Annotated in this window: 12 protein-coding genes; 7 read left to right on the top strand and 5 right to left on the bottom strand. The window is 54.4% G+C overall.

Going from position 1 to position 13,516, the window contains the following annotated elements:
• The first annotated feature begins 280 nt into the window (after nucleotides 1-280).
• Together crp and ACH0WD_RS23565 are read left to right on the top strand one after the other, a co-directional pair.
• Nucleotides 281-913, top strand: a complete 633-nt coding sequence (gene crp, locus ACH0WD_RS23570) for a cAMP-activated global transcriptional regulator CRP (RefSeq protein ID WP_000242758.1) — start codon at nucleotides 281-283, stop codon at nucleotides 911-913.
• A gap of 48 nt (nucleotides 914-961) precedes the next feature.
• Nucleotides 962-3,049 carry a YccS/YhfK family putative transporter gene (locus ACH0WD_RS23565; RefSeq protein ID WP_000269312.1) on the top strand — a complete coding sequence of 696 codons (2,088 nt, stop codon included), beginning with the start codon at nucleotides 962-964 and terminating at the stop codon, nucleotides 3,047-3,049.
• A gap of 42 nt (nucleotides 3,050-3,091) precedes the next feature.
• Here the strand turns inward: ACH0WD_RS23565 and ACH0WD_RS23560 are convergent, their stop codons facing one another.
• From ACH0WD_RS23560 to ppiA, 5 genes are all read right to left on the bottom strand, one after another.
• Nucleotides 3,092-4,309 carry an aspartate aminotransferase family protein gene (locus tag ACH0WD_RS23560; protein WP_000190024.1) on the bottom strand — a complete coding sequence of 406 codons (1,218 nt, stop codon included), beginning with the start codon at nucleotides 4,307-4,309 and terminating at the stop codon, nucleotides 3,092-3,094.
• An 85-nt stretch (nucleotides 4,310-4,394) separates the two neighbouring features.
• Nucleotides 4,395-4,958: an aminodeoxychorismate synthase component 2 gene (gene pabA / locus ACH0WD_RS23555; protein WP_000601880.1), complete on the bottom strand. Its 564-nt coding sequence runs from the start codon at nucleotides 4,956-4,958 to the stop codon at nucleotides 4,395-4,397.
• Nucleotides 4,959-4,989: 31 nt separating this feature from the next.
• Complete coding sequence (locus ACH0WD_RS23550; RefSeq protein WP_001280665.1) at nucleotides 4,990-5,592, bottom strand: putative adenosine monophosphate-protein transferase Fic; 603 nt, start codon at nucleotides 5,590-5,592, stop codon at nucleotides 4,990-4,992.
• Nucleotides 5,582-5,749: a YhfG family protein gene (locus tag ACH0WD_RS23545; RefSeq protein WP_001519136.1), complete on the bottom strand. Its 168-nt coding sequence runs from the start codon at nucleotides 5,747-5,749 to the stop codon at nucleotides 5,582-5,584. The genes ACH0WD_RS23550 and ACH0WD_RS23545 overlap by 11 nt, the downstream gene beginning before the upstream one ends.
• A 108-nt stretch (nucleotides 5,750-5,857) precedes the next feature.
• Complete coding sequence (ppiA, locus tag ACH0WD_RS23540) at nucleotides 5,858-6,430, bottom strand: peptidylprolyl isomerase A (protein ID WP_000920478.1); 573 nt, start codon at nucleotides 6,428-6,430, stop codon at nucleotides 5,858-5,860.
• A 276-nt stretch (nucleotides 6,431-6,706) separates the two neighbouring features.
• On the opposite strand from ppiA, the gene tsgA reads away from it, so the two are divergent.
• The 5 genes from tsgA to cysG all read left to right on the top strand — a co-directional run bounded on the left by tsgA (nucleotide 6,707) and on the right by cysG (nucleotide 13,399).
• The gene (gene tsgA / locus ACH0WD_RS23535; protein WP_000185267.1) at nucleotides 6,707-7,888 is read left to right on the top strand and encodes an MFS transporter TsgA; all 1,182 of its coding nucleotides are present in this window, start codon (nucleotides 6,707-6,709) and stop codon (nucleotides 7,886-7,888) included.
• 261 nt (nucleotides 7,889-8,149) lie between these two features.
• Nucleotides 8,150-10,693, top strand: coding sequence for an NADPH-nitrite reductase large subunit (gene nirB / locus ACH0WD_RS23530; RefSeq protein WP_000049247.1), 2,544 nt, complete (start codon nucleotides 8,150-8,152; stop codon nucleotides 10,691-10,693).
• Nucleotides 10,690-11,016: a nitrite reductase small subunit NirD gene (nirD, locus tag ACH0WD_RS23525; RefSeq protein ID WP_000084817.1), complete on the top strand. Its 327-nt coding sequence runs from the start codon at nucleotides 10,690-10,692 to the stop codon at nucleotides 11,014-11,016. Before nirB ends, nirD begins: the two co-directional genes overlap by 4 nt.
• A 182-nt stretch (nucleotides 11,017-11,198) precedes the next feature.
• Nucleotides 11,199-12,008: a nitrite transporter NirC gene (nirC, locus tag ACH0WD_RS23520; RefSeq protein WP_000493569.1), complete on the top strand. Its 810-nt coding sequence runs from the start codon at nucleotides 11,199-11,201 to the stop codon at nucleotides 12,006-12,008.
• Nucleotides 12,009-12,019: 11 nt separating this feature from the next.
• Entirely contained in the window at nucleotides 12,020-13,399 is a 1,380-nt protein-coding gene (gene cysG, locus ACH0WD_RS23515; protein ID WP_000349898.1) for a siroheme synthase CysG, read from the top strand.
• Nucleotides 13,400-13,516: the final 117 nt, after the last annotated feature.

Here is a 13,516-nt window from a genome sequence, read left to right as displayed (position 1 = left end):
CCTGAAAGATTACGCGCATACAACAAAAGTCGCAATGGAAGGCGACCTGGGTCATGCTGAAGCGAGACACCAGGAGACACACGGCGAAAGCTATGCTAAAACAGACAAGATGCTACAGTAATACATTGACGTACTGCATGTATGCAGAGGACATCACATTACAGGCTACAATCTATTTTCGTAGCCCCCTTCCCAGGTAGCGGGAAGTATATTTTTGCAACCCCAGAGACAGTGCCGTTTTCTGGCTCTGGAGACAGCTTATAACAGAGGATAACCGCGCATGGTGCTTGGCAAACCGCAAACAGACCCGACTCTTGAATGGTTCTTGTCTCATTGCCACATTCATAAGTACCCGTCAAAGAGCACGCTGATTCACCAGGGTGAAAAAGCAGAAACGCTGTACTACATCGTTAAAGGCTCCGTGGCAGTGCTGATCAAAGATGAAGAAGGGAAAGAAATGATCCTTTCTTATCTGAATCAGGGTGATTTTATTGGTGAACTGGGCCTGTTTGAAGAAGGCCAGGAACGCAGCGCCTGGGTACGTGCGAAAACCGCATGTGAGGTCGCTGAAATTTCCTACAAAAAATTTCGCCAATTAATCCAGGTCAACCCGGATATTCTGATGCGCCTCTCTTCCCAGATGGCTCGTCGCTTACAAGTCACCTCTGAAAAAGTAGGTAACCTCGCCTTCCTTGACGTCACCGGGCGTATCGCTCAGACGCTGCTGAATCTGGCGAAACAGCCCGATGCCATGACGCACCCGGATGGGATGCAGATCAAAATCACCCGTCAGGAAATCGGCCAGATCGTCGGCTGCTCCCGCGAAACCGTTGGTCGTATTTTGAAAATGCTGGAAGATCAAAACCTGATCTCCGCGCATGGCAAGACCATCGTCGTCTACGGCACCCGTTAATTCCGTCAGAATGGCGCGTTTTATCATGCGCCATTTTTGTTTGCATCGATGTGGCGAAGACTGATTTATCACCCAGAGATTAATTACGCACTACGGCAAACGCTGGTGCTGTGCCTGCCTGTGGCTGTTGGTTTATTAATAGGCCAGCTACACCTGGGCTTGCTTTTCTCTCTCGTTCCCGCCTGCTGCAACATTGCAGGTCTGGATACCCCGCACAAACGCTTTTTTAAACGCCTGATCATCGGCGCGTCGCTGTTCGCCGGATGCAGTCTGGTAACGCAACTTCTGCTGGCGGAATCCATCCCCCTGCCGTTGATCCTGACCGGGCTCACGCTGGTGCTTGGCGTGACGGCGGAAATTAGCCCGCTTCACGCGCGGTTACTGCCAGCGTCGCTGATTGCCGCCATCTTTACCCTGAGCCTTGCGGGATACATGCCCGTCTGGGAGCCGCTGCTCATTTATGCGCTGGGCACGCTATGGTACGGCGTGTTTAACTGGTTTTGGTTCTGGCTATGGCGCGAACAGCCGCTGCGCGAGTCATTGAGTTTGTTATACCGTGAACTGGCCGATTATTGCGAAGCGAAATACAGCCTGCTCACCCAACATATCGATCCGGAAAAAGCGTTGCCTCCCCTGCTGATACGCCAACAAAAAGCGGTCGATCTCATTACCCAGTGTTACCAGCAGATGCATATGCTTTCTGCGCACAACAATAATGATTACAAGCGTCTACTGCGGGCTTTTCAGGAAGCGATGGATTTGCAGGAGCACATCTCCGTCAGCTTGCATCAGCCGGAAGAGGTACAGAAACTGGTAGAACGCAGCCATGCGGAAGAGGTGATTCGCTGGAATGCGCAAACGGTCGCCGCCCGTCTGCGCGTGCTGGCGGATGACATTCTTTATCATCGTCTGCCGACGCGCTTCTCCATGGAAAAACAGATTGGCGCTCTGGAGAAGATCGCTAATCAGCATCCTGAAAATCCGGTAGGCCAGTTCTGCTATTGGCACTTCAGTCGAATCGCCCGTGTGCTGCGTACTCAGCGGCCGCTGTACGCCCGCGACCTGATGGCCGATAAACAGCGTCGTCTGCCGCTACTTCCGGCGCTGAAAAATTATATGTCTCTAAAATCGCCGGCGCTACGCAACGCCGGACGCATCAGCGTGATGATGAGCATCGCCAGTCTGATGGGCAGCGCGTTGCACCTGCCTAAACCGTACTGGATCCTCATGACGGTGCTGTTTGTCACCCAAAACGGCTATGGCGCGACGCGCGTACGTATTCTGCACCGTTCGGTCGGAACGCTGGTCGGCCTGGTGATTGCCGGCGTCACGCTGCACTTACATATTCCCGAAAGCATTACGCTGGCGGTCATGCTGGTACTAACGCTGGCAAGTTATCTGATTATTCGTAAAAACTACGGCTGGGCGACGGTCGGCTTTACGGTGACGGCGGTATACACCATCCAGTTACTGACGTTAAACGGAGAGCAGTTTATTGTGCCGAGGCTGATCGATACGCTGATTGGCTGTTTAATTGCCTTTGGCGGCATGGTCTGGCTGTGGCCGCAATGGCAAAGCGGGCTATTACGTAAAAACGCCCATGATGCGCTGGAAGCCGATCAAGAAGCTATCCGACTGATCCTCAGTAACGATCCGCAGGCCACCCCGCTCGCTTATCAAAGAATGCGGGTCAACCAGGCGCATAACACGTTATTCAACTCGTTAAATCAGGCAATGCAGGAACCCGGATTCAATACCCACTATCTGTCGGATATGAAACTATGGGTCACGCACAGCCAGTTTATTGTCGAGCATATCAACGCCATGACGACGCTGGCGCGGGAACACACCATGCTGACGCCGGATCTGGCGCAGCGCTATCTGGAATCTTGCGAGATTGCGATTCAGCGCTGCCAGCAGCGCCTGGAGTACGACAGGCCAGGCGGCTCCGGCGATGTCAATATTCTGGAGTCGCCGGACATGCCGTCACATGGCTTATTGAGCACTCTGGAACAACATTTACAGCGCATCATTGGCCATCTGAACACCATGCACACCATTTCGTCGATGGCCTGGCGTCAGCGTCCGCATCACGGTATCTGGCTGAGTAAGCGGCTACGGGATACAAAAAGTTAAGACCGACTGCCGGATGCGCTACGCTTATCCGGCAATCCGCCATCAGGCCACCACCTTCCCTACCGCCTGCGCAAAGCGCTGCATTCCTTCATTGATATCCGCCTCTTCCACCACCAGCGACGGGGCAAAACGCATCACGTCGGCTCCGGCATTGAGCACCATCACGCCGGCCTCCGCGCCTGCGTACAGAAAATCGCGCGCCCGGCCTTTGTACTTCGGCTTCAGTTCCGCGCCAATCAGCAGCCCCATGCCGCGAATATCGCTGAAAATGTCAAATTGCTCGTCAATCGCCTGCAAATGTTGCACAAACTGTTGCCGCTTAGTGTGAATGCCTTGTAGTACCTCTGGCGTATTAATAATATCGAATGCCGCGCCAGCCACCGCACAGGCCAGCGGATTACCGCCATAGGTTGAACCATGCGAACCGACATGAAAGGCCGAGGCGATCTCCTGCGTGGTCAGCATGGCGCTCACCGGAAAACCGCCGCCTAACGCTTTGGCGCTGGTGAGGATATCCGGCGTGACGCCGTAGTGCATATAGGCAAACAGGTCTCCGGTGCGCCCCATCCCGCACTGCACTTCATCAAACACCAGCAACGCCTGATGCTCGTCACACAGGTCGCGTAACCCTTTGAGGAATTCCGGTGTAGCCGCCTGCACGCCGCCTTCACCCTGAATCGGCTCGACCACCACCGCGCAGGTGTGGTCATCCATTACCGCTTTCACCGCATGAAGATCGTTGAAGGGAACGTGAATAATATCGGCGGGTTTTGGCCCAAAGCCGTCGGAATATTTCGGCTGCCCGCCGACAGAGACGGTAAACAAGGAACGGCCATGAAAAGCGTTATGGAAGGCAATGATTTTCGTTTTGAACGGGCTATGGCGCACGCAGGCATAATGACGCGCCAGTTTAAAAGCGGTTTCGTTCGCTTCGGTGCCGGAATTCATAAACAGCACGCGCTCGGCAAACGTGGCGTCGATCAGTTTACGTCCCAGACGCAACGCTGGTTCATTGGTAAAAACGTTACTGGTATGCCACAAGGTTTCCCCCTGGGATTTCAGCGCCTCGACCAGTGCCGGATGGCAATGGCCCAGCGCAGTCACTGCAATCCCGCCGGCGAAATCGATATACTCTTTGCCCTGCTGATCCCATACGCGGCTGCCTTTACCTTTGACCGGAATAAAGTCCGCCGGTGCATAAACAGGCAGAATTACCTCATCAAAAGTTGCGCGCGTAATAGCCGTTTGTTCAGTTGCCATATCATTACCACCCGGTTAAGTAGAAATGCCAGTGAAATTATAATCACAAAATATGAATAAAAAATCACTCAATAGCAACCACAAATCAACGCCGGAGGAAATTTTTCAGCAGAGCGTGTCCTTGTTCGCTGAGAATACTTTCCGGGTGGAACTGCACGCCTTCCAGATCCCACTCGCGGTGGCGAATGCCCATAATCTCCTGCGTTTCGCTCCAGGCGGTGATCTCAAAACACTCTGGCAACGTGGCAGGGTCGACAATCAGCGAGTGGTAACGTGTCACGGTTAACGGGCTGGGCAATCCCCGAAACACGCCCTGTCCATTATGCGTAACAGGTGACGTTTTACCGTGCATCACTTTCGCTGCCCGCACCACCGACGCGCCAAAGGCCTGCGCCATCGCCTGATGACCCAGGCAAACGCCCAGCATCGGAATCCGTCCGGCATAATGGCGGATGACCGCCAGTGAAATGCCAGCGTCATTCGGCGTACAGGGGCCAGGAGAGATAACGATTTTTTGCGGGTTCAAAGCGTCAATGTGCGCCAGCGTCAGCGCATCATTGCGCCGGACCTGCACTTCCGCGCCCAGTTCACAAAAATACTGGTAGAGGTTCCAGGTAAAGGAATCATAGTTATCGATAAGCAGGATCATGGCGGCTCCGGGTGAGTAGAACCGCACTATTTTACTCAGTTTCGCGAGCTTCGCTTATCGCTTTCTGAAAAATCGCCTGCAAAGCGGAGAGATCGCCCATCGCGCCGCTCTGGTTCGCCTGCTTCCATGTTTCAACCGCAATACCTTGCCAACTCAGCGCATAGCCTGCATGTAACGCCAGTTGTTCAAAGAAGATGCGCTGCGCCAGCCCGCTCCCCAAACGAAACGGATGAAGCACGTTAATTTCGCAGTAGTAATGCGCCAGCCGCTCGACAAACTTCTCGTGCGCCAGACCGACCAGATAGCCCTCTTCTTCCAGATCCTGCATCAGAGCGTTGCCCTCTTTTTCGATATAGGCAAAGTGGCAGAAACGGGTATCGCCCTGGTAAATATCGACCTCCCGCAGTTGCCCTGCCCAGTCGAAAATATCCTGATAGAGCTGGCGATGAATCGCGCACAGATGAGGCAAGCCGCGTATCAGCGGCCCCAGTTCAATCGTGGCGGCACGGAGCGCGGTCATTTCATATGCCGCTTGCGCCAGTCGCTGGGCCTGATGAATCCCCAGCCGATTACGCATCACATTCAGCCCCGGATAGAGGTATGGATCGCGCCCTTCGCCAAATTTATCGCTCATAGTGCCTCCGAAGCTCGTCAAGACGTGCCAGCGCTTCATCGGCGGTCAGGGTTACTAAGGGGATCTCAATACCTTCGAGACGGCGGCTTTGCTGGAAGTTAACGTTGCGCCGCTGTTCCCAAAAGCGTGACTTTTGTTTATCGGTAAGTTTCTTCACCGGGCCTCCCTGAATATGTCTGTGCTTGACCACAAGTATAAGCAGCAATTTCAGGTTACGCTGAGACAGGGAGAAAACGCGGGCGGCTCGCGCCCGCGCAGGCATGTTTTATGGCAGGACTTTCGCGGAAAGGATAACGACTGGTTTTGTCGGCACATTCTGATAAGGCCCGACATCGTGCGTCGGTACCTGTGAGATTTTATCGGCGACATCCATACCTTTTACCACTTTACCAAATACCGCATAGCCAAAGTCGCGCTGGCCGTGGTCGAGAAAAGCGTTATCCGCGACGTTAATAAAGAACTGGCTGGTGGCGCTATCTTTATCTGCGGTGCGCGCCATCGCGATCGTGCCGCGAGTATTACGCAGGCCGTTGTCGGCTTCATTCTTAATCGGCGGATTCGGTTTCTTCTGCTGCATCTGCTCGTTAAAACCACCGCCCTGAATCATAAAGCCAGGAATAACGCGGTGAAACGTAGTGTTGTTATAGAAACCACTGTTGACGTAATCGACAAAGTTTTTCACAGAAACCGGCGCTTTCTGGCTGTTCAGCTCCAGCTCAATATTCCCGGCGGAGGTGGTTAACAGCACATGAGGATCGCCTTTTGCTGCCAACGCTGCGGGAGAAAGAGCAGAAAGAGCGAAAACAGCTGCGACAGCCGCCAGAGTCGATTTGAGCATGAGATTTCCTTAAAGAGAGCAGAAATAAAGCAAGTGGAATGATTTTAAAGAGCCTTCCTGGGCCAGGCCAGCCCTTTACCTAATTTTACGTATATGAAACAAATGTAACGTTACGACGCAACGCCGTATTCTTGCAATATGATGTGACAAACATCACATTAAAAAATGCAATGAACATTACTATCACTAATAATTATTTAAATGCATCACAAAAGCGCCTAAAATCTGCCCGCTTAACGCGCCCTCCACGCGCTTCACTTCTCTTCAAGGCCAGACATGACTAACAGCAACCGCATCAAGCTCACATGGATCAGCTTTCTTTCCTACGCCCTGACCGGGGCGCTGGTGATTGTCACCGGGATGGTGATGGGAAATATCGCAGACTATTTTCAGCTGCCCGTTTCCAGCATGAGTAACACCTTTACTTTCCTGAACGCCGGGATTTTGATCTCGATCTTCCTCAATGCGTGGTTGATGGAAATCATCCCGCTGAAAACACAGCTACGCTTTGGTTTTATCCTGATGGTGCTGGCGGTGGCCGGGCTGATGTTCAGCCACAGCCTGGCGTTGTTCTCAGCGGCGATGTTTGTGCTGGGGCTGGTCAGCGGGATCACCATGTCGATTGGCACCTTCCTGATTACGCAACTGTATGAAGGGCGTCAGCGCGGTTCCCGACTGCTGTTTACCGACTCCTTCTTCAGCATGGCGGGGATGATTTTTCCTATGGTCGCCGCCTTCCTGCTGGCGCGTAGTATTGAGTGGTACTGGGTCTACGCCTGCATCGGCCTGGTCTACCTGGCGATTTTCATCCTGACCTTCGGCTGTGAATTTCCGGCGCTGGGTAAACATGCGCAGCACTCTCAGGCACCTGTCGTCAAAGAAAAATGGGGCATTGGCGTACTGTTTCTCGCCGTCGCCGCGCTGTGCTATATCCTCGGTCAATTGGGCTTTATCTCCTGGGTGCCGGAATACGCCAAAGGCCTCGGCATGAGCCTGAATGACGCCGGGGCGCTGGTGAGTGATTTCTGGATGTCCTATATGTTTGGCATGTGGGCGTTCAGCTTTATCCTGCGCTTTTTCGATCTGCAACGCATTCTGACCGTACTGGCGGGTATGGCGGCGGTACTGATGTATCTGTTTATTACCGGCACGCAGGCGCATATGCCGTGGTTTATTCTGACGCTGGGCTTCTTCTCCAGCGCCATTTATACCTCCATCATTACGCTGGGATCGCAGCAAACGAAAGTGGCCTCGCCTAAGCTGGTTAACTTTATTCTGACCTGCGGCACTATCGGAACGATGCTGACCTTCGTCGTCACCGGCCCGATTGTGGCGCACAGCGGTCCACAGGCGGCGTTACTCACCGCGAATGGCCTGTATGCGGTGGTCTTTGTGATGTGCTTTGCGCTCGGCTTTGTGTCCCGTCATCGCCAGCATAGCGCGCCAGCTACGCATTGATAATGATTGCCGGATGGCGACATCGCCCTCCGGCACTCTATCCCCCTCCTGACGAGGTAGGCCTGTTGGTCTAAAAACCCCTCATTTTGTATGTTATTTGTACAAACCTGAAAAGCCTGACAATTCCGCCACTTATAAAAATCCAGACAAATCAGCCATATACCCATTAAGAGGTATATAAAGGTGAATTTGATTTACATCAATAAGCGGGGTTGCTGAATCGTTAAGGTAGGCGGTAATAGAAAAGAAATCGAGGCAAAAATGAGCAAAGTCAGACTCGCTATTATCGGTAATGGTATGGTCGGCCACCGCTTTATTGAGGATCTCCTTGATAAATCCGACGCTAGCCTGTTCGACATTACCGTGTTCTGTGAAGAACCCCGTAAAGCCTATGACCGTGTCCACCTGTCATCCTACTTCTCTCACCACACCGCGGAAGAGCTCTCTCTGGTGCGTGAAGGATTTTACGAGAAGCACGGCGTGAAGGTACTGGTTGGCGAACGCGCAATCACCATTAACCGTCAGGAGAAAGTGATTCACTCCAGCGCGGGTCGTACCGTTTATTATGACAAGCTGATCATGGCGACCGGTTCATATCCGTGGATTCCGCCGATTAAAGGCTCCGAAACCCAGGATTGCTTCGTTTACCGTACCATTGAAGACCTCAACGCTATCGAAGCCTGCGCCCGTCGCAGCAAGCGCGGGGCGGTGGTCGGCGGCGGTCTGCTGGGGCTGGAAGCCGCTGGCGCGCTGAAAAACCTCGGCGTGGAAACGCACGTCATTGAATTTGCGCCAATGCTGATGGCGGAACAGCTCGATCAGATGGGCGGCGAGCAGCTACGTCGCAAGATCGAAAGCATGGGCGTGCGTGTACACACCAGTAAAAACACGCAAGAGATTGTTCAGCAGGGTAACGAAGCGCGTAAGACTATGCGTTTTGCCGATGGCAGCGAGCTGGAAGTCGATTTTATCGTCTTCTCTACCGGTATTCGCCCCCGCGACAAGCTGGCTACCCAGTGCGGTCTGGCCGTCGCACAGCGCGGCGGGATCGTGATTAACGACACCTGCCAGACGTCCGACCCGGATATCTACGCTATCGGCGAGTGCGCCAGTTGGAACAACCGCGTTTACGGTCTGGTCGCACCAGGCTATAAAATGGCCCAGGTCGCCGTTGACCATATCCTCGGCAGTGAAAACGCCTTTGAAGGCGCGGATCTCAGCGCCAAGCTGAAGCTGCTGGGCGTGGACGTCGGCGGCATCGGCGACGCGCATGGCCGCACGCCGGGCGCGCGTAGCTACGTTTACCTCGATGAAAGCAAAGAAGTCTACAAACGTCTTATTGTCAGCGAAGATAACAAAACGCTGCTCGGCGCAGTGCTGGTCGGCGACACCAGCGATTACGGCAATTTGCTGCAACTGGTACTGAATGCCATCGAACTGCCGGAAAACCCGGATTCGCTGATTCTGCCGTCGCACGCGGGCAGTGGTAAACCCGCTATCGGCGTGGATAAACTGCCGGACAGCGCGCAGATCTGCTCCTGCTTCGATGTGACTAAAGGCGATCTGATCGCCGCTATCAATAAAGGCTGCCATACCGTGGCGGCGCTGAAAGCGGAAACCAAAGCCGGAACCGGCTGCGGCGGCTGCATCCCGCTGGTGACGCAGGTACTGAACGCCGAACTGGCGAAACAGGGTATTGAAGTCAACAACAACCTGTGCGAGCACTTTGCTTATTCTCGTCAGGAACTGTTCCACTTAATCCGCGTGGAAGGTATCAAAACCTTTGAAGAACTGCTGGCGAAACACGGTAAAGGCTACGGCTGCGAAGTGTGTAAGCCGACCGTCGGTTCGCTGCTGGCGTCGTGCTGGAACGAATACATCCTCAAACCGCAGCACACGCCGCTACAGGATACTAACGACAACTTCCTGGCGAATATCCAGAAAGACGGTACTTACTCGGTGATCCCGCGCTCCGCTGGCGGTGAAATCACCCCGGAAGGTCTGGTGGCCGTGGGGCGTATCGCCCGCGAGTTTAACCTCTATACCAAAATTACCGGTTCTCAGCGTATCGGTCTGTTTGGCGCGCAAAAAGACGATCTGCCGGAAATCTGGCGTCAGCTGATTGAAGCGGGCTTCGAAACCGGTCACGCGTATGCCAAAGCGCTGCGAATGGCGAAAACCTGCGTCGGCAGCACCTGGTGCCGCTACGGCGTGGGCGACAGCGTCGGTTTCGGCGTCGAGCTGGAAAACCGCTACAAAGGCATTCGCACCCCGCACAAAATGAAGTTCGGCGTCTCCGGCTGTACCCGTGAGTGTGCGGAAGCGCAGGGTAAAGATGTCGGTATCATCGCCACTGAGAAAGGCTGGAACCTGTACGTCTGCGGTAACGGCGGCATGAAACCGCGTCATGCGGATCTGCTGGCAGCCGATCTCGATCGCGACACGCTGATCAAGTATCTCGACCGCTTTATGATGTTCTACATCCGTACTGCCGACAAACTGACCCGTACCGCGCCGTGGTTAGACAACCTGGAAGGCGGCATCGAGTATCTGAAATCGGTCATCATCGACGATAAGCTGGGCCTGAACGAACATCTGGAAGAAGAGATGGCGCGCCTGCGCGCAGCGGTGGTCTGCGAGTGGACGGAGACCGTCAACACGCCAGCGGCGCAGGTTCGTTTCAAACACTTCATCAACAGCGACAAGCGCGACCCAAATGTCCAGGTCGTCCCGGAACGTGAACAGCATCGACCGGCCACGCCGTATGAACGTATCCCGGTCACTCTGGTGGAGGAAAACGCATGAGTCAGTGGCAAAACATCTGCAAAATCGATGACATCCTGCCGGGAACCGGCGTCTGCGCGCTGTCAGGCGGCGAACAGGTGGCGATTTTCCGTCCTTACCATAGCGATCAGGTGTTTGCGATCAGCAACATCGACCCGTTCTTTGAGGCCAGTGTGCTGTCTCGTGGACTGATTGCGGAACACCAGGGCGAACTGTGGGTCGCCAGCCCGTTGAAAAAGCAGCGCTTCCGCCTGAGCGATGGTTTGTGCATGGAAGATGAGCAGTTCTCTGTGAAACAGTACGACGCGCGGGTGAAAGACGGCGTGGTGCAGTTGCGCGGTTAATTATTTTTGGGAGGCGCAACGCCTCCCCTTTTTTGACGTATTTGTAGGTCTTTTATTGGTAGGCCTGATAAGCGTAGCGCCATCAGGCAATTGCAAAAGCACATTGCCTGATGGCGGCATAAATGCCTTATCCGGCCTACGGTTACGATTTTTTTTATTTTTTGTACTTCAAGGATAATCAAATGTTTACAGACACTATCAATAAGTGTGCGGCTAACGCTGCGCGCATCGCACGCCTGTCGGCGAATAATCCGCTCGGCTTCTGGGTCAGTTCGGCAATGGCCGGGGCTTATGTCGGTCTCGGCATCATTCTTATTTTCACCCTCGGCAATCTGCTCGACCCGTCCGTGCGTCCTTTGGTGATGGGAGCGACCTTCGGTATCGCCTTAACGCTGGTCATCATCGCCGGTTCCGAACTGTTTACCGGCCACACCATGTTCCTGACGCTGGGCGTTAAAGCAGGCACCATCAGCCACGGTCAAATGTGGGCTATCCTGCCGCAAACCTGGCTCGGCAACCTGGTCGGTTCCGTCTTTGTCGCCCTGCTTTACAGCTGGGGCGGCGGCAGTTTGTTGCCGGTAGATACCAGCATCGTTCACTCAGTCGCGCTGGCGAAAACCACCGCGCCCGCCACGGTACTGTTCTTCAAAGGCGCGCTGTGTAACTGGCTGGTTTGTCTGGCAATCTGGATGGCGATCCGCACCGAAGGCACGGCAAAATTTCTTGCTATCTGGTGGTGTCTGCTGGCGTTTATCGCTTCCGGCTACGAGCACTCCGTCGCGAATATGACGCTGTTCGCCCTCTCCTGGTTTGGTCATCACAGCGACGCCTATACCCTGGCCGGAATTGGTCATAACCTGTTGTGGGTGACACTCGGTAATACTTTGTCCGGTGTCGTATTCATGGGATTGGGTTATTGGTATGCTACGCCAAAATCGGAGCGTCCGGCTCCGGCAAAAATCAATCAGCCAGAGGCTGCTGCCAATAATTAAGGGGTAATGTCGTGGACCATTTGCCTATATTTTGTCAATTACGCGACCGCGACTGTCTGATCGTCGGCGGTGGCGATGTCGCAGAACGCAAAGCACGGTTACTGCTGGAAGCAGGCGCACGTTTAACGGTCAATGCGCTAACCTTCATTCCACAGTTCACCGTATGGGCAAATGAAGGCATGTTGACTCTGGTTGAGGGTCCGTTCGACGAAACGCTTCTCGACTCGTGTTGGCTGGCGATCGCGGCCACCGACGACGATACCGTCAACCAGCGTGTCAGCGACGCGGCGGAGTCACGCCGTATCTTCTGCAACGTGGTGGATGCGCCGAAAGCCGCCAGCTTTATCATGCCCTCCATTATTGACCGCTCGCCGCTGATGGTCGCCGTCTCCTCGGGCGGCACTTCCCCGGTGCTGGCACGTCTGCTGCGCGAGAAGCTGGAATCGCTGCTGCCGCAGCATCTGGGGCAGGTCGCGCGCTATGCCGGGCAACTCCGCGCCCGAGTGAAAAAGCAGTTTGCCACGATGGGCGAGCGTCGTCGCTTCTGGGAAAAATTTTTCGTCAATGACCGGCTGGCGCAGTCGCTGGCGAATGCCGATGAGAAAGCGGTTAACGCGACAACCGAACGCCTGTTTAGCGAACCGCTGGATCACCGTGGCGAAGTCGTGCTGGTCGGCGCCGGGCCGGGCGATGCCGGACTGCTGACGCTGAAAGGGTTACAACAAATCCAACAGGCGGATATCGTGGTTTACGATCGCCTCGTCTCCGACGACATTATGAACCTGGTACGCCGCGATGCCGATCGGGTCTTTGTGGGGAAACGCGCAGGTTACCACTGCGTCCCACAGGAAGAAATCAACCAGATCCTGCTGCGTGAAGCGCAAAAAGGTAAACGCGTGGTACGCCTGAAAGGCGGCGATCCCTTTATCTTTGGTCGCGGCGGCGAAGAGCTGGAAACGCTGTGTCATGCCGGTATTCCTTTCTCGGTAGTGCCGGGGATTACCGCGGCTTCCGGTTGCTCCGCCTACTCCGGTATTCCGCTAACCCATCGCGATTACGCACAGAGCGTACGTCTGGTCACGGGTCACCTGAAAACCGGCGGCGAGCTGGACTGGGAAAACCTGGCGGCAGAAAAACAGACGCTGGTGTTCTACATGGGGCTGAATCAGGCAGCGACTATTCAGGAAAAACTGATCGCATTCGGTATGCAGGCCGATATGCCGGTTGCGCTGGTAGAAAACGGTACCTCTGTGAAGCAACGCGTCGTCCACGGTGTGCTGACGCAGCTTGGTGAATTAGCGCAACAGGTTGAAAGCCCGGCGCTGATTATCGTTGGCCGGGTCGTTGGCTTACGCGATAAATTAAATTGGTTCTCTAATTATTATGACTAGTCCTGATATAGGTTGACAGTTTTTTGTCTGTAAAACGCCTGATGAACATCATCGGGCGTTTTGTATTTCAGGGCCAGGTGTGGCCGTTCATGGTTATAAATTGCCACGGACTCTTTT

The sequence above is a fragment of the Salmonella sp. 2020_1395 genome (assembly GCF_043848115.1).
Lineage (GTDB): Bacteria > Pseudomonadota > Gammaproteobacteria > Enterobacterales > Enterobacteriaceae > Salmonella > Salmonella enterica.
The sequence above is the reverse complement of the archived record's forward strand: the minus strand, read 5'-3'. Positions and strand labels throughout refer to the sequence as shown.